18 protein-coding genes are annotated in these 18,873 nt (G+C 66.7%); 6 read left to right on the top strand and 12 right to left on the bottom strand.

Annotated features, from left to right (window positions below; translation table 11 throughout):
- Positions 1-43 precede the first annotated feature (43 nt).
- From AC13D8_RS18150 to AC13D8_RS18125, 6 genes are all read right to left on the bottom strand, one after another.
- Positions 44-1,420, bottom strand: a complete 1,377-nt coding sequence (locus AC13D8_RS18150; protein ID WP_482970007.1) for a TRAP transporter large permease — start codon at positions 1,418-1,420, stop codon at positions 44-46.
- Positions 1,420-2,085 carry a TRAP transporter small permease gene (locus AC13D8_RS18145; RefSeq protein WP_129432440.1) on the bottom strand — a complete coding sequence of 222 codons (666 nt, stop codon included), beginning with the start codon at positions 2,083-2,085 and terminating at the stop codon, positions 1,420-1,422. The genes AC13D8_RS18150 and AC13D8_RS18145 overlap by 1 nt, the downstream gene beginning before the upstream one ends.
- A 92-nt stretch (positions 2,086-2,177) precedes the next feature.
- Positions 2,178-3,179 (bottom strand): DctP family TRAP transporter solute-binding subunit, encoded by a 1,002-nt coding sequence (locus AC13D8_RS18140; protein ID WP_104019327.1) that lies wholly within the window; start codon positions 3,177-3,179, stop codon positions 2,178-2,180.
- 251 nt (positions 3,180-3,430) lie between these two features.
- Positions 3,431-4,660, bottom strand: coding sequence for a sigma-54-dependent transcriptional regulator (locus AC13D8_RS18135; protein ID WP_482970006.1), 1,230 nt, complete (start codon positions 4,658-4,660; stop codon positions 3,431-3,433).
- The gene (locus AC13D8_RS18130) at positions 4,657-6,417 is read right to left on the bottom strand and encodes a sensor histidine kinase (RefSeq protein ID WP_482970005.1); all 1,761 of its coding nucleotides are present in this window, start codon (positions 6,415-6,417) and stop codon (positions 4,657-4,659) included. Before AC13D8_RS18130 ends, AC13D8_RS18135 begins: the two co-directional genes overlap by 4 nt.
- Before the next feature lie 49 nt (positions 6,418-6,466).
- The gene (locus tag AC13D8_RS18125; RefSeq protein ID WP_241691101.1) at positions 6,467-7,051 is read right to left on the bottom strand and encodes a YqgE/AlgH family protein; all 585 of its coding nucleotides are present in this window, start codon (positions 7,049-7,051) and stop codon (positions 6,467-6,469) included.
- A gap of 114 nt (positions 7,052-7,165) precedes the next feature.
- On the opposite strand from AC13D8_RS18125, the gene AC13D8_RS18120 reads away from it, so the two are divergent.
- Positions 7,166-7,978, top strand: a complete 813-nt coding sequence (locus tag AC13D8_RS18120) for a protein-disulfide reductase DsbD domain-containing protein (protein ID WP_482970004.1) — start codon at positions 7,166-7,168, stop codon at positions 7,976-7,978.
- A gap of 133 nt (positions 7,979-8,111) precedes the next feature.
- On the opposite strand, the gene AC13D8_RS18115 is transcribed toward AC13D8_RS18120, so the two are convergent.
- From AC13D8_RS18115 to AC13D8_RS18105, 3 genes are all read right to left on the bottom strand, one after another.
- On the bottom strand, positions 8,112-8,939 hold the full coding sequence (locus AC13D8_RS18115) for an arginyltransferase (protein ID WP_129432436.1): 828 nt from the start codon (positions 8,937-8,939) through the stop codon (positions 8,112-8,114).
- Positions 8,940-9,014: 75 nt separating this feature from the next.
- On the bottom strand, positions 9,015-9,461 hold the full coding sequence (locus tag AC13D8_RS18110; RefSeq protein ID WP_104019624.1) for an RDD family protein: 447 nt from the start codon (positions 9,459-9,461) through the stop codon (positions 9,015-9,017).
- A gap of 45 nt (positions 9,462-9,506) precedes the next feature.
- Positions 9,507-9,974 (bottom strand): YbaK/EbsC family protein, encoded by a 468-nt coding sequence (locus AC13D8_RS18105; protein WP_482970003.1) that lies wholly within the window; start codon positions 9,972-9,974, stop codon positions 9,507-9,509.
- Between the two features lie 91 nt (positions 9,975-10,065).
- Between AC13D8_RS18105 and glnE the strand changes: the two genes are divergently transcribed.
- From glnE to AC13D8_RS18080, 5 genes are all read left to right on the top strand, one after another.
- Complete coding sequence (gene glnE / locus AC13D8_RS18100) at positions 10,066-12,858, top strand: bifunctional [glutamate--ammonia ligase]-adenylyl-L-tyrosine phosphorylase/[glutamate--ammonia-ligase] adenylyltransferase (protein WP_482970002.1); 2,793 nt, start codon at positions 10,066-10,068, stop codon at positions 12,856-12,858.
- A 3-nt stretch (positions 12,859-12,861) separates the two neighbouring features.
- Positions 12,862-13,134: a hypothetical protein gene (locus tag AC13D8_RS18095; protein ID WP_482970001.1), complete on the top strand. Its 273-nt coding sequence runs from the start codon at positions 12,862-12,864 to the stop codon at positions 13,132-13,134.
- 108 nt (positions 13,135-13,242) lie between these two features.
- On the top strand, positions 13,243-13,878 hold the full coding sequence (locus tag AC13D8_RS18090; RefSeq protein ID WP_482970000.1) for a DUF6778 family protein: 636 nt from the start codon (positions 13,243-13,245) through the stop codon (positions 13,876-13,878).
- A 37-nt stretch (positions 13,879-13,915) separates the two neighbouring features.
- On the top strand, positions 13,916-15,112 hold the full coding sequence (locus AC13D8_RS18085) for an RSP_2647 family RNA methyltransferase (RefSeq protein WP_482969999.1): 1,197 nt from the start codon (positions 13,916-13,918) through the stop codon (positions 15,110-15,112).
- Positions 15,109-15,654, top strand: a complete 546-nt coding sequence (locus AC13D8_RS18080; protein ID WP_482969998.1) for an RSP_2648 family PIN domain-containing protein — start codon at positions 15,109-15,111, stop codon at positions 15,652-15,654. The genes AC13D8_RS18085 and AC13D8_RS18080 overlap by 4 nt, the downstream gene beginning before the upstream one ends.
- Positions 15,655-15,948: 294 nt before the next feature.
- On the opposite strand, the gene AC13D8_RS18075 is transcribed toward AC13D8_RS18080, so the two are convergent.
- The 3 genes from AC13D8_RS18075 to AC13D8_RS18065 are packed head-to-tail and all read right to left on the bottom strand — an operon-like array spanning position 15,949 to position 18,682.
- Positions 15,949-17,133, bottom strand: coding sequence for a vWA domain-containing protein (locus tag AC13D8_RS18075; RefSeq protein ID WP_482969997.1), 1,185 nt, complete (start codon positions 17,131-17,133; stop codon positions 15,949-15,951).
- Between the two features lie 7 nt (positions 17,134-17,140).
- Positions 17,141-17,308 carry a hypothetical protein gene (locus AC13D8_RS18070; protein ID WP_164989190.1) on the bottom strand — a complete coding sequence of 56 codons (168 nt, stop codon included), beginning with the start codon at positions 17,306-17,308 and terminating at the stop codon, positions 17,141-17,143.
- A gap of 3 nt (positions 17,309-17,311) precedes the next feature.
- A complete protein-coding gene (locus AC13D8_RS18065; RefSeq protein WP_482969996.1) occupies positions 17,312-18,682 on the bottom strand; it encodes a DUF2927 domain-containing protein in 1,371 nt (456 codons plus the stop codon).
- Between the last annotated feature and the right edge of the window lie 191 nt (positions 18,683-18,873).

The raw sequence follows: 18,873 nt of genomic DNA, 5'->3' as shown, positions 1-18,873 counted from the left end.
GCCGCCCCCGCCGCGCGTGGCCCGCAGTTACGCGGAGCGCAGGCTAGCGCATGATAAGCTCCGGCCCCATGAAGGTATTGGGCAGTACGGTTGACAACCACGGCACGTAGGTGACGATGATCAGGAACACGAAGAGTACGGCGAGGAACGGCAGGGCCGCGCGTACCACCGCCATCATCGGCATCCCCGCCACGCCGGAGGTGACGAAGAGGTTGAGCCCCACCGGCGGCGTGATCATTCCGATTTCCATGTTCACCACCATGATGATGCCGAGGTGAATGGGGTCGATCCCCAGCTCGATCGCGATGGGAAAGACCAGTGGCGCGACGATCACGAGGAGGCCCGAGGGCTCCATGAATTGTCCGCCGATGAGCAGGATGATGTTCACCACGATAAGGAACATCACCGGCCCGAACCCCGCCGAGAGCATGGCGTTGGCGATGGACTGCGGGATCTGCTCGTCTGTCAGGACATGCTTGAGGATGAGAGCGTTGGCGATCACGAACAGGAGCGTTACCGTCAGCTTGCCCGCCTCCAGCAGCGTGCGCTGCGTGTCGGAGTGGAAGAACGCCGTCACGAGTGCCTGTGGCTTGCGCAGTAGCGAGGTGTTGCGATCCTCGCCCTCGGTGGCGAGCGGCCCCATATCCTTGTAGACGAAACAAGCGATGAAGAAGGCGTAGACGGCGGCTACCGCTGCGGCCTCGGTTGGCGTGAAGATGCCACCATAGATACCGCCCAGGATGATCACGATCAGGAATAGGCCCCATGCTGCATCCCGGCCCGAGGCGAAGATCTCGCCCCAGCCCTGCCACTCACCCTTGGGCATGTTGCGGATGCGTGCCATGATGTAGATCGTCGACATTAGCATCCCGCCCGCCACCAGGCCAGGAATGACCCCGGCGAGAAACATCCGCCCCACCGACACATCCACTGCGGCGGCATAGACCACCATCACGATGGACGGCGGGATCAGGATGCCGAGCGTGCCGGCATTGGCGATGACACCGGCGGCGAATTCGCGGGTGTAGCCGACTTGCCGCATTCCCGCGATCACGATGGAGCCGATTGCCACCACAGTCGCTGGCGACGAGCCCGACAGCGCGGCAAACAGCATGCAGGCGAACACACCGGCAATCGCCAGCCCGCCATGCAGGTGCCCCACGCAGGCAATGGAAAAGCGGATAATTCGCTGCGCCACGCCGCCTGTCGTCATAAAGGCCGACGCGAGGATGAAGAACGGGATCGCGAGCAGCGTGAAGTGCCCCTCGAAGGCCGAGAACAGGGTCTGTGCTATCGAGGCGAGAGAGGATTCCGAGAACCACAGAAGGAAAAGCGTCGAGCTGAGCCCCAGCGAGACGGCGATCGGCACGCCGATGAGCAGCAGGCCGATGACCAGTGAAAAGAGAAGTGCGACTTCCATCAGTCCTGTCCTCCGTGCTGCGCGCGGACGCTTTCGAGTTCGTCCTCGACCTCGTGGCTTGCCACCAGCCGGTCTTCACGGCCCTGCCAGATGGCGATCGCCACCTGCGCGAAGCGCAGCGTCAGAAGCAGCATCGACAAAGGCAGCACAACATAAGGGATCGCGCGCGGCACCTTTTCGTATTCCTCGCCGTAGTTGATCCAGTCCTCGACGAACCGCAGAACCTCGGGCATGGGCACGCTCTCGACCTCATACCAGCCCTGCCCGCGGGCGTCGAAATCGAGCCCGGTGGGGAACCAGCGCCCGGTGGTGGGTGGCAGTTCGGCAAACACCGACCAGTAATCCCACGCGCCCTTGAGCAGAAAGAGAGAGAACACGAGACAGCACGCCACCGACACCAGCGCAAGCACGCGGCGTGCGGGTGGGGCCAGCATGTTTAGCACCACATCGACGCCGAGATGGGCGCGTTTCTTGACAGCGTAGGACGCGCCGAGCAACACCAGCCAGGCGAACATGAACACGGTCAGTTCCAGCGCCCAGAGAATATTCGAGTTGAACAGGTAGCGCGCGACGACATTGGCGAAGGTCACCACTGTCATCAGGCCGAGAAGCGCGGCGATCAGCGTCTCCTCGATCCGGTCTACCATGCTGTGACGGGTCTGCATCGTTCCCTCCTCCCCGGAGTACTTGCAAAAGGGGCGGGCCAATCGATTTTGGCCCGCCCCGTAGGCCGCGCGTTCAGGCGCGGCACGCGATCTTACATGCTGGCATTGATCGCCTGGGCCGCGTCGATGTTCTCCTGGCCGACATCGTCCGTGAACTGATTCCAGACCGGCTTCATCGCGTCTACCCAAGCGCTGCGTTGCTCGGGCGTGAGCGTGCGCACCTCGCCGCCAGCGTCGATAACCGCCTGCTTGGCAGCCTGGTTGACCTCGTAGGACTCCTTGTTGCGGGTCTCGGTCACCTCGTCCAGGATCGTCAGAAACTGATCACGTACCTCCGGATCGAGGCTGTCGAGCCAGTCGACGCTGGTTACCACCAGATAGTCGATGATGCCGTGATTGGTTTCGGTCACGCCGTCCTGCACTTCGAAGAACTTCTTGCCGTAGATGTTCGACCAAGTGTTCTCCTGCCCGTCCACGACCCCCTGCTGGAGCGCGCCATAGACCTCGGAGAAGGCCATCTTCTGCGGGTTGGCACCCAGCTGCTCGAACTGTGCCACCAGCACGTCGGATTGCTGTACGCGGAACTTCAGCCCCTCGGCGTCGGAGGGCTCGATCAGCGGTACGTTGGCCGACATCTGCTTCATGCCGTTATGCCAGTAGGCCAGTCCCTGAAGGCCACGGCGCTGCATGGAATCGAGCAGCGCCTGCCCGTTGTCGGAGGCCTGGAAGGCATCGACGGCGTTGATGTCCTTGAACATGAAGGGCAGGTCGAACAGGCGAAACTGCTTGGTGAACTTCTCGAATTTCGAGAGGCTCGGCGCGGCGAGCTGCACGTCGCCCTGAAGCATTGCCTCGAGCACCTTGTTGTCGTTGTAGAGTGTGGAGTTGGGGAACACCTCCATGCACATCGTGCCGTCCATCTCTTCGTTGACGCGCTTTTCCAGCAGCGAGGCGGCGATGCCCTTGGGGTGTTTGTCGGTGTTGGTGACGTGGCTGAACTTGACGACGATCTCGCCGTCGTCGCAGGCGGCCATCGCGGTGGTCGCGCCCGCGGTCAGAGCCAGTGCCGATACGGCAGCGGTCAGGAATTTCATCTTGGGTCTCCTCCCATAGGTTCTGAGTCTTCCACAGCGCCAGTGCGGCGCGGTACGGCCATGGTGGGAGAAACGGGCGCGCCACTCAAGTTTTTGTGCAATTGTCGGGCGCGCTGCCTGTTTTTGAAGCGTGTTCAGGCCATTACACACCACTCTTTGCATGGCGGCCTTGTACTTGCGTCATGGCTTGTGCGGTATTCCGCACTGGGTGCACAGTGATCGTGCGGATTTCCGCACAGTTTACTGGCGGCTTAGCGGCGGTAATCCTCGGGGCGAATCCCGTAGCGCGCCAGCTTATCGTAGAAGGTTTTGCGTGGCAGTTTGAGCGCTTCCGCCGCGTGCGCCGCCCGCCCGTTCTGCCGCCCCAGTGCCGCGATAAGCAGCGAGCGTTCGAGCCGCGCCATCTGTTCGGCGAGACCCAGCTCCGCCGTGTCGGCGCCGCTGTCGGGCATCCCCAGTACGAAACGCATCGCCGCTGACATGAGCGAGCGGGCATTGCCTGGCCAATCCTGCGCCATCAGCGCGGCGAGGTGATCGGGGTTGATTTCCGGCGCGGCGAGCCCCGCCTGCTCGGCGGCCTGCGCGACGTAGTGACGAAACAGTACCGGAATGTCCTCGGGCCGCTCCGACAGCGCCGGGATGCGGACACGCAGCACCTCCAGCCGGTAATAGAGATCGGCGTTGAAGCGTCCATTAGCGGCGGCCTGCGCCAGGTCCGCGGTGCTGCCTGCGATGAGCCGCGCCTCGCCGCCGGGGTCGAGCCGATCAAGCAGGGCGTATTGGCTCTCGGTGGGTAGGGCCATCACCTCGTCGAGGAACAGGTTGCCGCCCGTCGCTTGCCCGTAGGCGGCATCCAGCCCGTCCGGGGTGAGCCCGGCCGCCGCGCGCTTGATGAAGGGTCCGTTCGCGCCCTTCGACATCAGGTGGATAACCTCGGCCACCTTGGATACACCCGCCCCGGGTGGGCCGGTGACCAGCACCTCGGTGCCCGCGCGCGCCGCCTGCCGCACCGTGTGACGCAGGCTCTCGGCCAGATCCGAGGTGCCGAAAATCATGCGTGCCGCCGGATCGCCGGTTTCCAGCTGTGCCTTGAGGTGGCGGTTTTCCAGCACGAGGCGACGGGTGTTGAGCGCGCGGTCGATCACCGCGACGAGCTGTTCGGGCGCGCAGGGCTTTTCGAGAAAGTCGAAGGCACCCGCGCCCATCGCCTTGACCGCCATAGGGATGTCGCCCTCGCCGGTCAGCAGGATGACCGGCAGTTCGGCGTCGATTCCGTGCGCGTGGTCCAGCAGGTGAAATCCGTCGCGCCCCGGCATGCGGATGTCCGAGAGGATCACGCCGGGAAAATCGGCGGCGATATGGTCTTTTGCCTCGATAAACGATCCGGTGGCGCGCACCTTGCAATCCGCCAGTTCCAGCGTCTGCGCCAGCGCCTCTCGCACCGGGCGGTCGTCGTCCACGACGAGTACCTCGCGGTTCATGCCGCGCTCTCCCGCGCGTCGCTCCACTGGTCGAGTTCGATTGTGAATTCCGCGCCGCTCCCGGTGTTGCTGCCGGTGATGCGACCACCAAAGCTCTGCACCAACCCGTAGGAGATCGACAGCCCCAGCCCCATGCCCTCGCCGCCGACATCCTTGGTGGTGTAGAACGGATCGAATATCTTGTCGGGCTCATCGATTCCGGGGCCTGTGTCCCGCAGGCTCAGACGCACCGGTGCGCCGTCGGCGTGTTCGACCGCGATCGCGATGCGGCGTTCGGGGCTCTCGCGCATGGCGTCGGCGGCATTGGTCATCAGGTTGACCAGAACTTGCCCCAGCCGGACTTCGCCGCCTTGCACGAAAACCGGGTGCGGCGGCCGCGTCCAGTCGACCGTGATCTCGTCCTTGCGGAGCCGCTCAGTCATCATGTCGAGCGCGGCATCTACCACGGCGCGGATATCGACGCGGCCCATTGGTTCGTTCTCGTTGCGCACGAAGGCGCGCAGGTTGCGGATGATACGGCTCATGCGGTGTGCCATCTCATCGATGCGCGCGAGGTTCTCGGCGGCGCGGTCGGGGGCGTCGCGGTGGAGGAAGGCGGCGGCGTTGCTCGTGAACTGGCGGATTGCCATGAGTGGCTGGTTAAGCTCGTGGCTGATGCCGGCGCTCATCTTGCCCAGCGCGCTCAGCTTGCCGGCCTGCACCAGCTCGGCTTGCGCGCGGCGCAGGGCGGCCTCGGCCTCCTGCCGCTCGCCGATCTCGCGCTGGAGCGCACGGTTCGTGCGGCTGAGTGTCTCGGTGCGCTCGGCCACACGGCGCTCGAGATCGGCATTGGCTGCGGCCAGCGCGCGGCGGCGTTCCTGTGCCAGCAATAGCAGCATTCCGAAGAACAGGAACAGCGCCGCCACCGCCCCTGCCTGAAGCGCGGCAAGCCGGCGTGCCGGGGCGGTATCGACAAGTGCCGCGCCGGTCATGCCGATGCGCGGCACGTCCTGAGCCACCGGCAGCGCCTGCCGGGGCAGGTAGTTGCCAAGATCGATGTGCCAGATCTCATGTGGTCCACCCTTGCTTTGTTCCAGTGGCACAGGCTTGCCGCCCGGCGGGATCAGTTGCGGCCGGTCCGATGCCTTGCGCCAGCCCAAAAGTTCAGAGCGGTTGGACAGGAACACCGTGCCCGCGCCGTCCACCAGGAACACCGCCGTGCTCATGCCGCGCCAGCCGAACTCCATGTGTTCGGCCGCTGCCACCGAGATCACCGCGCCGGAAACGCGCCCGTCGCTTGCGAAGGTGGGAGCGGCGAATTCGAAGACCCTGCCGCCATGTGCGCGGGCGTCGGCTCGGGCGGTTCCGAGCGCGCCATCCATGGCGCGCTTGAACACCGCGGTGCCGGTAAACGCGCCGCCATGCGCATCGGTTCCTGCGAGGATATTGCCCCCGGTATCGGTGTAATAGAGGGCCGCCGCTCCGGTTCGGTCCGCGGCGGCGGTCAGAAGGCGTTCGGCCCGGTCCCGCGCTCGCGGCCCCGCCGGTCCGGTAAGCGCCACAAGCGTGGGATGATCGGCCAGCGCCACGACCTGATCTCGGTAGCGCTGAAGATCGGCCACCAGCCCGCCCACCACCAGCGACAGGTCGGCCTTACCGCGCTGCGCGAGATCGTCCAGTGCCTGCCGGTATCCATATTGCCAGACCGCGCCGGTGATCATCGCCGATACCAGCAGGAACGGAATAACGAGGAAAAAACGTGGGGTCGCGCGCAGCATGGTGCGCAGATTACCCCGCCTACCGCGCGGTTGGCCAGTGCCAAGCGTCTCAGGCGTGCCCGGCATCTGACGACAGCGTCAGCGACGAGATGCCGAGGCGGGTGAGCGCGGTCTCCCATTTGTCGGTATCAACGCTGTCGAAGACCAGATCGGCATCGGCGTCGCAGGTTAGCCAACCGTTCTCTGCCAACTCTGATTCGAGTTGCTCGGGCCCCCAGCCGGCATATCCCAGCGCCAGAATGGCCCGATCCGGCCCGCGACCTTGCGCGATATCCTCGAGAATATCGAGCGTTGCCGTCATCCCGAACCCCTCCGCCACATTGAGCGTTGCGATGTCCGAGCGGTAGCCGTCATCGTGCAGCACGAATCCCCGGCCATGCTCTACCGGGCCGCCGAAATGCACCGGCATGTCGCGCATTTCAGGGCCTGGGGTGATCGACAGGTGTTCGAGCAGATCGCACATCTGGAGGTCCTGTGCGGGTTTATTGACGATCAGCCCCATGGCACCCTCGGCGCTGTGCGCGCAGAGATAGACGACCGAGTAGGCAAACCGCGGATCGCCCATTCCGGGCATCGCGATCAGGATCTTGCCGGTCAGGTCGACTGGCGCGGGGGACGGCATGGGAGCGCTCATACCCCGAGAATGGGGAGGGGAGCGGGACTGTGCAAGCGGTGTGTTGACGCGCGTGCAGGAATTCTCGCCTGTTTGTGAGTTGGCTTTGATCGCAAAATGCCCCATGTCAGGCCCATGTTCGCGAGATATCTCCTGTCTTTTGTCCTCCTGGCGGTAACCATGGTCGCTCCGGCGTCGGCGCGCACGCCGCAGGACATGGTCGCGGTCAGCATCCTTCCGGGCTGGCGCATGGAGGATGGCACGCTAATGGCGGCGCTTCGGTTCGAGCTGGCACCGGGATGGAAGACCTACTGGCGCGCGCCGGGCGAGGCGGGCATCCCGCCGCGGTTCGATTGGCGAGGGTCGCGCAATGTCGGCGCGGTCGAGGTTCTGTGGCCCACGCCACAGCAGACCACCACCAACGGGTTGCGTACCATCGGCTATTCGCACGACCTGATCCTGCCGATTCGCATCACACCGGCGCGGACGGGGGAGCCTGTTTCGCTTGCCGGTGATTTGGAGATTGGCGTGTGCAGCGATATTTGTGTGCCGGTCGAGACGGAGGTGAGCCTTGATCTTCCGCTCGGCGGCGACGGCGACCGTGATCCGCGGATCGCGGCGGCGCTTGCCGCGCGACCCTACACCGCCACCGAGGCCGGTGTCGGGCAGGTGACCTGCCGGGTCGCGCCGGTGGCGGGTGGCATGGAACTTGCCGTCGAGATCGAGATGGCACAGATGGGCGCGCGCGAGATGGTGGTGGTCGAGAGCGGCGACCCCGAGCTGTGGGTGGCGCAGGCCGAGACCGCACGCGCGGGCGGTCGGATCAGCGCACGCACCGAAATCTACCATGTCGACGGGCGTGGCTTCGTGCTCGACCGCAGCGCGTTGCGCTTTACCGTGCTCACCACGGGCGACGCCGTCGATATCCGGGGTTGCACGGGACGCTGAGGGTGTTCGCGCCCGCGGCGTGACACGTTTTCGCGCTCCCGCGCCCGGACTCATTCGTTGATCTGGCATGTTCGGGTGGCTCGAAACCGGCATGTACGCCCAGGCAGGACGCCGCGGCACGGTTCAGACCCATTCAACCCCTGCGCCGCACCGGTCCGGTATCGGGTAGCGAGATATTGGCGACCTGTTCGGCGATCGGGTCGTTGACCAGCGGATGCGCCTGTGAGCGAAAGGCGTCGGGGTCATGGACGCGTTGCCAGCGCCCGCCCGCATAGACATCCAGCCCCGCAAACGCCGCCTTGTAGCCCATCTTGTCGCTGCCCGGCACCCAGTAACCCAGGTAGACGTAAGGCAGCCCGATCTCGCGTGCGATCTCGACATGGTCGAGGATCAGGTAGGTCCCGAGCGACGCTTTGGGCAAGTCCGGTTCGAAGAAGGAATAGACCATGCTCACCCCGTCATCGAGAATATCGGTGAGGCTGGTGGCCACGAGAGCGCCGGTCTCGGGGTCGAGATATTCCACCACGCGCGTGCGGATCGGTGTCTCCTCGATCATCGCGGCGAATTCGAACGTGTCCATGTCCGCCATGCCGCCGCTGGCGTGGCGGCTCTCGAGATAGCGTCGGAAGAGGGCGTATTGCTCCTCGGTAGCCCAGGGCGAGGCGACCTGCCGTTCGAGACCGGCGTTTCGACGCGCAACGCGCCGCTGCGTGCGCGAAGGGGAGAAATCCGCCACGTCGATCCGCGCCGAGAGGCACGCCGCGCAATCGGCGCAGGATGGGCGGTAGAGCACATTCTGCGACCGGCGGAATCCCTGTTTCGACAGCCCGTCATTGAGCCGCTGTGCCCCCTCACCCTGAAGTGCGGTAAACAGCTTTCGCTCCATCCGGCCCGGCAGGTAGGGGCAGGGCTGCGGCGCCGTCACGTAGAACTGGGGCGCTATGGGAAGCGTGTGTCTCATGCGGGTGTCCAGTGGTATTCAGTCCTGACGTTAACAACGAAACCCCGGCCCGCCAAGGGGAACGTCACCGCGCTGTTACATCGTGGCGCGACGGTTGAGCGCGACCGTGCCCAGCACCAGATCGCTTAATCCTTCGCCGCGCGGACGCGTCAGCATCAGCACAATCGAGATCACCTGCAACAGTGGCAGCGCGAAAGAGATCGCGAGTCCCAGCGTGTGCGCAAAGGCCAATCCGAGGTCGAAGCGGCGGCCATCGGCGGCGCGGAACTCGATCGCGACGAGGCGCATCCCCCAGGTGGCCGAGCCGCGCGCGATGGTCACCACGCGATAGGCAAACCCGATCACAGCCATCAGAACCGGGAAGAAAAAAAGCCCGGTGAAGGCGGTAAAGGGCACCACCAGAAGGCTCAGCACGATGATTACGAGCGTATCGACGACGAAGGCCACCAGCCGCTTGGCCGCGACATCGGCGTAGAATTCAGGTTGCGTGTCGGGGTCGGGCAGGGCCCATGTGTCGTGCATCGCCATGCGCTATAGCTTGGCGAGGGGGCCGCCGATTGCAAGAGGTCAGGCGGTGAAATCCGCGCGTTGAGCCCCGGAAATTTCCATGAGCCGCCCCGGAGCGATCCCGAACAGGTGGCGCGGCGTGCCCGCCGCGGCCCAGACCTCATCGAAGCGCAGCAGGTCCGGATCGAAGAAGGCACGCGGCGGCGTCAGGTGACCCACGGGCGAGACCCCGCCGATGGCAAAGCCTGTCTGCGCGCGGATCAGCGCGGCATCGGCGCGGCCCAGCGGTGTGCCTGCCACAGTGCCTGCCGCCTCCAGATCGACCTGATTGGCACCAGAGGTGACGAACAGGATCGCGTCGCCGCTGCTTTCGTCGCGGAACATGATCGACTTGGCGATCTGCGCCACGTCGCAGCCCACGAGGTCCGCGGCCATCTGCGCGGTGGTGGCGTTGCCGATCTCGATCGGCTCTATATCCAGACCGGCGCCGGCGAGGGCGCGGCGCACGCGGGCGACACTTTTGCTCATCTGTATCCTGTCGGTATTCCGTCGGTATTGCTCAGTGTTTCACGACGCCGGGCCATTGACCAGACCCGCCGCGCCTGTATCACTCGCGCTCATGACCCTGGCAGATCGCCTCACCCGCTGTCCGCGCGCCTATTCCCCCGAAGAGGGGGCCGAGGCGCTGTGGCACGCGCCCGGCATGAGCGGCCCGGTGGCCGACCTCGTCACCGGGGCGGCGGGGAGCAGCCCGTTCTTGAAGTCGCTCGTGGAGAGCGAGGGCGATTGGCTGGCCGGCGCGGCGGAGGCCCCCGAGGCGGCGCTGGAGGCCATCCATCACGATCTGCGCGAGACCGGGGCCGACCGGCTCGGCCCCGAGTTGCGCCGCGCCAAGAGGCGGGTGGCGCTCATCACCGGGCTCGCGGACCTGGGCGGCGTGTGGTCGCTGGAGGAGATCACCGGGCACCTGACCGACTTTGCCGATCTCGCCTGTGATCTCGCACTGCGGGCCGCTCTCTCGGCAGAAGTCCGGCGCGGCAAGCTGCCGGGCATGGGCGAGGATGACATCGCCACCGGCGCGGGTATGGTCGTTTTCGCGATGGGAAAGATGGGGGCGCGCGAGCTCAACTACAGCTCGGATATCGACCTCATCTGCCTGTTCGACGAGACCCGGTTCGAGCGCGACGATTTCCACGAGGCGCGTTCCTCGCTCGTGCGGGCCACGCGCAGGATGTCGGCCATGCTCAACGACCGCACCGCCGACGGCTACGTGTTTCGCACTGACCTGCGGCTGCGCCCCGATCCGTCGGTCACGCCCGTGTGCATGGCGATGGCTGCGGCGGAGACCTATTACGAGAGCCTCGGGCGCACATGGGAGCGCGCGGCGTGGATCAAGGCGCGGCCCTGCGCGGGCGATCTCGCCGCCGGAGAGCGGTTCCTCGCCACGCTACGGCCCTTCGTCTGGCGCAAGCACCTGGATTTCGCGGCGATCGAGGACGCGCACAACATGCGGCTGGCCATTCGCGCGCACAAGGGGCTGGGCGGCGCGTTTTGCCTTGAGGGGCACAACGTCAAGCTGGGCCGTGGGGGTATCCGCGAGATCGAGTTTTTCACCCAGACACGGCAGTTGATCGCGGGCGGGCGCGACCCGGACCTGCGGGTGCGCGGCACGGTAGAGGGGCTGGCACGGCTGGCGGAGAAGGGCTGGGTGCCGCAAGAGGCGGCGGATACGCTGACGGAGAATTACCGCTTTCATCGCGAACTCGAGCACCGCGTGCAGATGCTGCGCGACGCGCAGACCCATCTGTTGCCCAATTCGGCCGCCGAGTTCGACCGGCTCGCCGCCTTCATGGGGCGCGAGACCGGCGAGCTGCGTGACGAAATTGCCGAGCGTGTGGCGACGGTGGATGACCTGATCGAGGGGTTCTTTCGACAGGAGGCGCCGGGTGGGGACGCGGCGGAAGAGGTGCCGGAGGCCGCGTTCGACGAGGAGGTGATTGCGCGCTGGCACGGCTACCCGGCGCTGCGCTCGGAACGCGCGCAGCAGATATTCGAGCGGCTGCGCCCGGAGATCCTCGCGCGCCTCGCCCGTGCGGCCAATCCTGACGAGGCGCTTCTCGCCTTTGACGGGTTCCTGCGTGGGCTGCCCGCCGGGGTGCAGGTCTTTGCGCTGTTCGAGGCAAACCCGCAGCTTATCGACCTGCTGGTTGATATCGTCGGTACCGCGCCGTCATTGGCGCAATACCTGTCGCGCAACGCGGGCGTGTTCGACGCGGTGATCGCCGGCGATTTCTTTGCGCCCTGGCCCGGGCGCGCGGCGCTGGAGACGGCCCTGGTCGAGCGGCTGGAGGCCGAGCCTGATTACGAGCGCGCCCTCGATCTCGCCCGCCGCTGGCACAAGGAATGGCATTTCCGCGTCGGCGTGCACCACCTGCGCGGGCTGGTCGATGCGGCGTGCGCGGGCACGCAATACGCCGATCTCGCCGGGGCGGTGATCGGTGCGCTCTGGCCGCGCGTGGTGGCGCAGTTCGCCACAAGGCACGGGGTGCCACCGGGGCGTGGCGCGGCGGTGATCGGGATGGGCTCGCTGGGGGCGGGGCGGCTGCACGCGCGCTCGGACCTCGACCTTATCGTGATCTATGACGCGGGCGATGCCGAGGGCTCGGACGGGGCGCGCCCGCTGTCGGTCCGGCCCTATTACGCGCGGCTCACGCAGGCGCTGATCACCGCGCTGACCGCGCCGATGGCGGAGGGGCGGCTTTACGAGGTGGACATGCGATTACGCCCCTCGGGCAACCAGGGGCCGGTGGCGACAAGCTGGCCGAGTTTCCGGAGCTATCAGGCGGACGAGGCCTGGACGTGGGAACACCTGGCGCTGACGCGGGCACGGGTGATCGCCGGGGATGCCGGGCTGGCCGACGATTTCGAGGCGTTCCGAACCGCGCTCATTGCCGACAAGGCCGCGCGGGGGCCGGTGCTGCGGGCCGTGGCCGATATGCGCGCGCGCGTGGCCGGCGCCAAGCCGCCCGAGGGGGCTTGGGACGTCAAGCTGGGGCGCGGGCGGCTGTTGGAGCTGGAGCTGGTCGCGCAGGCTGGCAACCTTCTGGTCGGGCATGGCGCGCGTGATCCGGTCTCGGGGTTGCGCGGGGCTGTCGCATCCGGGTGGTTGGATGCCGCGGGCGGTGCAGCGCTCGAGGCCGCGTTCGGGCTTTGCTCGACCTTGCAGATGGTGGCGCGCCTCTTTGGGGACGGCCCGCTCGATCCCGACCGGATCGGCAAGGCGGGGGCGGCCTTTGTGCTGCGTGAAACCGGGGAGGAGAGCCTGGAGATGCTCGCGCATCGGCTTGACAGAACATGTGACGAGGCCGCCTGCGTGATCGACGCGGCGCTTGGCGCGGGCGAGGGAGGCTAGGCGATGGCGCGTGGTGACGCACTCGATCCCAAGGGGCTCATTCGCGAGGCCTATCGCATCGACGGCATCGACGAGGGCGAATGCCGGTCGATCTTTCTCGACTGGGCGCTATCGCTGCCGCGGGGGCAGGAGGTCCCCGCCGCGCTCGAGGCGCTGCTGGTGCGCCATGCAACTGACGCCCCCGACCACCCGATGACGGCGGTGCTGCGCGCAGGGCTTGCGCAGGCGGAAAGTCCGCGCCGTCGAGGCGGCTGGCGCGGGCGCAAGCGGGACTGAGCCCCCGCGCGGTGCCTGCCCGCGAAATGAACAGGGTTTGTCTAAAACGAGCCGTATTCTGCGTGCACAAAGAGCCTCGTTAATGAGGCTTTGTCCACGGAGACGACCATGTACCTTGTCAGATTGATTGCCGCACTCATGCTCGGTCTGGGCCTTTCGGCCTGCGCCAGCGTCGAGACCGCCACGAGAAATGCCCCGCTTGATGCGCCCGCGCTGCGGCCCGCCGCGGTGCCGCTCGACGTGCAGGAGGTACGCGTGCGCGTGCCCCGCAGTCTCAGGGTGTCGGAGGCCAACCGCTACCTTCCTGGCGGCGACATCGTCTGGCGCGAGGACCCGCCCGGAGATCGGCACGCGCAGGTGGCGGCGATCCTCGAGCAGGGGCTCGAGCGCGGCGTCACGGCGTTGCCCTTGGGCGCGGTGCCGGTGGTTCTCGATGTCGAGCTGACGAAGTTCCACGCGCTGAGCGAGAAGGCACGCTATACCTTCGGCGGGGTGCACGCGATCCAGTTTACCTACACGTTGCGCGATCCCGAGACCGGTGTCGCGCTTACCGAGCCGAAATTCGTCAAGGCCGATTTCAAGGCGCTTGGCGGGCAAAAGGCGATCGCGGCCGAACGGCGCGGCATCACGCAGAAGGTGCGCATCACCGGGCAGTTGGCGAACGTGATCCGCGCCGAGCTTGGCGGCGGGGACGGCTATCGCGCGCAGGCGCTCGGCCTCATCGGCGCGCTCAACCAACTCTGAGCTTTCCGGAACAATCGAAACGGCGTAAGGGGGCGGCATGACACCGTCCCCTTATCCCGTGATCCGCCTGCGCCCCAAGGCCGAAGCCCGCGCCATCCGCCACGGCGCACCGTGGGTATTCGACAATGAAATCGTGACCGACCGGCGCACCCGCGCTCTGACCCCCGGCACCATCGCGGTGCTGGAGGATGCCGAGCGCGCGCCGCTTGGTCTGGTCGCCGTCAATCCGGCCTCGCGCATCATGGGGCGGATGCTGGATCGTGACGCGACCGCGAGGATCGACTCGGAGTGGATCGCGGCGCGGCTGGCGCGCGCCCACGAGATGCGGGCGCGGCTCTACGAGGCGCCCTTCTACCGGCTGGTTCATGCCGAGGCCGATGGCCTGCCGGGCGTGGTGATCGACCGCTTCGACGATATTGCCGTGATCCAGCCAAATGCGGCTTGGGCCGAGGTCCTGCTGCCGCAGATCGTGGAGGCAGTGCAGGCAGTCACCGGCGTCAAGACCGTGCTCAAGAACGCCGCCGGGCGCGCGCGGACACTGGAGGGGCTGGACGAGGAGAGCTCTGTTCTCGCCGGTCGCGCGCCGGAGGGGCCGGTGCCAGTGCCGATGAACGGGGCCACCTACATGGCCGATCTCTTGGGTGGGCAGAAAACCGGGATATTCTACGATCAGCGGCCCAACCATGCCTTTGCCGCGCGGCTGGCGCAGGGGGCGCGGGTGCTCGACGTGTTTTCCCATGTCGGCGGTTTTGCCCTCGCGGCGCTTGCGGGCGGAGCGACGCATGCGCTGGCGGTGGATGGCTCTGCCCCGGCGCTTGATCTGGCGCGGGAGGGCGCGGAGCGGACGGGGGTGGCTGACCGGCTAGAGATCCGCCGCGGTGATGCGTTCGCGGTGATGGAGGCGCTGGCGGGCGAGGGCGTGCAATTCGACGTGGTGATCTGCGATCCACCGGCGTTCGCGCCGTCGAAGAAGGCCCTCGAAAAGGGGCTGCGCGCCTACGAGCGGGTGGCGCGGCTGGCCGCCGGGCTGGTGGCGCCGGGCGGCTACCTTGGCCTGTGCTCGTGCTCGCACGCCGCCGATCTGGCCCGGTTCCGCACCGCCTGCACGCGCGGTATCGGACGGGCAGGGCGCGAAGCGGCGCTCATTCACACGGGCTTTGCCGGGCCGGACCATCCGCAGCACCCCCACCTCGCCGAGAGCGGTTACCTAAAGGCGCTGTTCTACCGGCTATGAGGGTGCTTCTGGATACGTGCGTGATCTATCCCACGGTGATGCGCGAGATGATCCTCGGCGTGGCCGGGGCGGGGGCGTTTGTCCCGCTCTGGTCCGAGCGGATCATCGGTGAATGGCTGCACGCGGCGGCGAAACTGGGCCCCGATGCGCAGGCGCAGGCGGCGGGCGAGGCGGCGCTGATGGGGGCGCGCTGGCCCGAGGCAAGTGTCGCCTGGAAGCCGTCGCTGGAGGCGCGGCTGTGGCTGCCCGATCCTGCTGACACCCACGTTCTGGCCGCCGCCATTGCTGGGTCGGCGGACGGTATCCTGACCCTTAACGCCCGCGATTTCCCGCGCAATGTGCTGGCCGAGGAGGGGGTGTGGCGGACCGATCCCGATGGGTTCCTACACGGTATCTGGCAGGCGCAGCCGGGGATGGTGGCGGAGGTGGCCGATGGTGTTCTGGCCAAGGCGCGGCACCTGTCGAAGGGAGATTGGGAGATGCGCCCGCTGTTGAAGAAAGCGCGGCTGCCGCGATTGGCCAAGGCGCTGTCGGGAGGGTGAGAGGGGGGCTTTGGCCGGGGGTGTTGGCCTGAGCGGTCTTTGGATGCAACGCTTGGGAATCCGCGCAGCGAGCGCCCGCCGGGTGGGCCCAGTTCGGACTGTGTTATGCGACTTACGCTGCAAGATACTTCACCGATTACAGATACTTGCGCCGTTGAGGAGCGCTCGCCCGAGGGGGCGGTCGGGCGCTGCGCGGCGGCGCGTTCCGCGCCTTGAATCCGCGCAAGTAGGCCAAGACCGGAAGGTCCGGTCCAGGCCAAGACCACCCCCCAACCCCTGAGCACGCACGCCCCTTCAGCGCACCAGTGCCTTCATCCCCTGATCGAGCCCTTCGAGCGTCATCGGTACCATCCGGTCGTCGAAGATCTCGCGGATCATGCCGATGGAATGGGTGTAGTCCCACTCGCGCCGGGGCACCGGGTTGATCCAGAGGTGGTCGGGCCATTGCGCGCGGGCGCGTTCCAGCCAGGCCTGCCCGGCTTCGGCGTTCCAGTGCTCGTTGGCACCGCCGGGATAGGCGATCTCGTAAGGCGACATGCTGGCATCGCCGACGAAGATGCACTTGTAATCCGGCCCGTAGGTGTTGAGCACCTCCCAGGTGGGCGTTTGCGCGTTCCAGCGCCGGGCGTTGTCGCGCCAGACGCCCTCGTAGAGGCAGTTGTGGAAATAGTAGTATTCGAGATGCTTGAACTCGGCGCGCGCGGCCGAAAACAGCTCTTCCACCACCTTGATATGCGGGTCCATCGAGCCGCCCACATCGAGAAACAGCAGCACCTTGACCGCGTTGCGCCGCTCGGGTCGGGTTATCACGTCGAGATAGCCATGCTCGGCGGTGGCGCGGATCGTGCCGTCGAGGTCCAGCTCTTCGTTTGCACCGTCGCGCGCCCATTGCCGCAGCCGCTTGAGTGCCACCTTGATGTTGCGGGTGCCCAATTCGACGCTGTCGTCGAGATTGCGGAATTCGCGCTTGTCCCAGACCTTGACGGCGCGGCGGTGGCGGCTCTCGTTCTGGCCGATGCGCACGCCCTCGGGGTTGTAGCCATAGGCACCGAAGGGCGAGGTGCCGGCCGTGCCGATCCATTTCGACCCGCCCTGGTGGCGGCCCTCCTGTTCGCGGAGACGGTCCTTGAGCGTTTCCATCAGGCGCTCGAAGCCGCCAAGTGCCTCGATCTCGGCTTTTTCCTCTGGGGTGAGGTGCTTCTCGGCCATCTTTTCCAGCCAGTCGGCGGGCAGGTCAACGGCTTCGAGTACCTCGCTTGCGCTGATGCTTTCCAGCCCCTTGAAGCTAGCGGCGAAGGCGCGGTCGAAGCGGTCGATGTGGCGCTCGTCCTTTACCATCGCGCTGCGCGCGAGGTAGTAGAACGCCTCGATGTCGTAAGTGACGAGCCCGGCGCGCACCGCCTCCAGAAAGGTCAGGTACTCGCGCAGAGAGACAGGCACGCCGCCCTGTCGGAGGGACTCGAAGAAGGGCAGGAACATCGCTGCCTCACACGGAGGCGCGGTGCAGGATCAGGGTGAGGAACAGGCCCGCAAGCGCGAAGATCAGACCGTAGACGAAGGCGTAGAGCAGGATGTCGGCCAGCTTGCCCTTGCGCCGCCACGCGATCAGGCCGCCCCCCGCAGCCCCGAGTATTGCGCCGATAATGACGATCATTGCCTATCCGTTCGGTCCCCTGAGAGGATTGAGCGCCCCCACCTCGCGGAGCTTGGCCTGCACGGCCCAGTCCGCCCCATAGCCGTAGCGCGCCCAGCCGAGACTGTCCAGCCTGACCGACCGGGCCTCGGCGACGCGGTTCTCGATCTCGAGCGCCTCGGCCTGGAGCATCTTGAGCGTGGCGACGAGCGCGGCATTCTCGAACCGTTCCGCCACGGCCACCTGCGGGGTCAGCATTTCGAGCGCCTCCTCGCCGTCACCCCGGGCGATGGCATGGCTGGCGAGTTGTGCCGCCACGTAGGCGCGGTGCAGCCCGGTGCCGGGCATCGTGGCGTAGAATCTGTCGGCGATCACGAATTGCTCGCGGGCGAAGTCGGGGTCGCTGGATTGGGCGAGACGCCCCAGCGCGAAATGGCTGAAGGCGCGGCGGTGGTCGGTCCAGCCGATGGTCTGCGCGATGCGCACGGCGTCGATCGCGGCGGCGCGGCGCGCGGATGCGTGCGCGCCGGGGCCGAGCGCGGTCTGGATCGCGTCGATCCAGGCGCGTGGCGTCGGACCGGCGAAGCGCGGCGCGATCCGGTCGCCTGCGGGGTTGAGGCGGCTGAGGATCGCGGGCAGGCGCTGCGCCACCTCTTGGCGGGACATGCCCGCGCGCAGTTCGGGTGCATAGTAGGCGCGCAGGATGAGCGTGTCGAAGCCCGTCAGAACGGCGTGCACGTTGTCGTCGTTAAACACGCTGTCGGAAAGCCGGTAGAGATCGTTGAGGGGCCCGAGCGCCTGCGCCAGCTCCTCGTGGAGGCAATCGCGGGTTTCCTGCGGGCTGGCATCGTTGGGCACGAAGATCGCGATCTTCTCGCGCCGGGTGATGCGGGTCCAATCCGTGGCTTGTGTACCGCGTGCACGCCGGTATTCGGCGAGGCTGTCAACATTGGGCACCACGAAACAGGCCGCGCTTGGAAGGTTGCGGCGGATGTCGCCGCGGCTCACCGCCTCGATGGTGATGTTGGCCGCTCCACCCGAGACGCGGCGGATGTCGATCCGTGCCTCGTCGCGCAGCCGGTGTATCACCCGGTTGAGATCGGCCATCAGCGTGATCGGCACATCACCGGTCACGCGCACGGTGATGGGACCCTCGAAGCGGGAGAACTGACGGAGCATCCGCCCCGATTCCATCTGGAAGGCGAGATCGAGAAAGTCGCGTAGGATGTCGCGGTTCGCGCGTTGCGGCGGCACCGGGCTCGGGGCCGAGAAGCTCTTCATCGGGGGCAGCGCGCTGTCGTGTGACGGCGCTGCGCGCGACGCGGTATCCGACTGATACGAGGCGGGAACACAGGCGCCGAGGACCAGGCAGATGGGCAGGAAGACGTGGCGCATGGTTCCCTCGACTTGCAAATTCCCTGTGAACGCGCGCAAACGCGACGGGAACCAGCACTGGCCGCGGTTCCTGTTCTGGTTAAGGAGCGGCCAAGGCGAAACTGTGACACAGCCCCCGGTGTGGATCAAGCACGCGCCCGGGGGGCGTCCGATGGCTGCAATTCCAGCGCATGGGTTTCCAAAATAGAGAC

Source organism: Roseovarius sp. B-10, assembly GCF_056859295.1.
Note: the sequence above shows the minus strand (reverse complement) of the source record. Positions and strands in the feature narration are given on the sequence as shown.

Excerpts from the sequence above, each read along its gene's own strand:
- AC13D8_RS18065 (WP_482969996.1), bottom strand. The coding sequence starts at position 18,682 with ATGCGCCACGTCTTCCTGCCCATCTGCCTGGTCCTCGGCGCCTGTGTT.
- AC13D8_RS18070 (WP_164989190.1), bottom strand. The coding sequence starts at position 17,308 with ATGATCGTCATTATCGGCGCAATACTCGGGGCTGCGGGGGGCGGCCTG.
- AC13D8_RS18085 (WP_482969999.1), top strand. The coding sequence starts at position 13,916 with ATGACACCGTCCCCTTATCCCGTGATCCGCCTGCGCCCCAAGGCCGAA.
- AC13D8_RS18105 (WP_482970003.1), bottom strand. The coding sequence starts at position 9,974 with ATGAGCAAAAGTGTCGCCCGCGTGCGCCGCGCCCTCGCCGGCGCCGGT.
- AC13D8_RS18125 (WP_241691101.1), bottom strand. The coding sequence starts at position 7,051 with ATGAGCGCTCCCATGCCGTCCCCCGCGCCAGTCGACCTGACCGGCAAG.
- AC13D8_RS18080 (WP_482969998.1), top strand. The coding sequence starts at position 15,109 with ATGAGGGTGCTTCTGGATACGTGCGTGATCTATCCCACGGTGATGCGC.
- AC13D8_RS18120 (WP_482970004.1), top strand. The coding sequence starts at position 7,166 with ATGTTCGCGAGATATCTCCTGTCTTTTGTCCTCCTGGCGGTAACCATG.
- AC13D8_RS18140 (WP_104019327.1), bottom strand. The coding sequence starts at position 3,179 with ATGAAATTCCTGACCGCTGCCGTATCGGCACTGGCTCTGACCGCGGGC.
- AC13D8_RS18145 (WP_129432440.1), bottom strand. The coding sequence starts at position 2,085 with ATGCAGACCCGTCACAGCATGGTAGACCGGATCGAGGAGACGCTGATC.
- AC13D8_RS18115 (WP_129432436.1), bottom strand. The coding sequence starts at position 8,939 with ATGAGACACACGCTTCCCATAGCGCCCCAGTTCTACGTGACGGCGCCG.
- AC13D8_RS18110 (WP_104019624.1), bottom strand. The coding sequence starts at position 9,461 with ATGCACGACACATGGGCCCTGCCCGACCCCGACACGCAACCTGAATTC.
- AC13D8_RS18090 (WP_482970000.1), top strand. The coding sequence starts at position 13,243 with ATGTACCTTGTCAGATTGATTGCCGCACTCATGCTCGGTCTGGGCCTT.
- AC13D8_RS18095 (WP_482970001.1), top strand. The coding sequence starts at position 12,862 with ATGGCGCGTGGTGACGCACTCGATCCCAAGGGGCTCATTCGCGAGGCC.
- AC13D8_RS18130 (WP_482970005.1), bottom strand. The coding sequence starts at position 6,417 with ATGCTGCGCGCGACCCCACGTTTTTTCCTCGTTATTCCGTTCCTGCTG.
- AC13D8_RS18150 (WP_482970007.1), bottom strand. The coding sequence starts at position 1,420 with ATGGAAGTCGCACTTCTCTTTTCACTGGTCATCGGCCTGCTGCTCATC.
- AC13D8_RS18135 (WP_482970006.1), bottom strand. The coding sequence starts at position 4,660 with ATGAACCGCGAGGTACTCGTCGTGGACGACGACCGCCCGGTGCGAGAG.
- AC13D8_RS18075 (WP_482969997.1), bottom strand. The coding sequence starts at position 17,133 with ATGTTCCTGCCCTTCTTCGAGTCCCTCCGACAGGGCGGCGTGCCTGTC.
- glnE (WP_482970002.1), top strand. The coding sequence starts at position 10,066 with ATGACCCTGGCAGATCGCCTCACCCGCTGTCCGCGCGCCTATTCCCCC.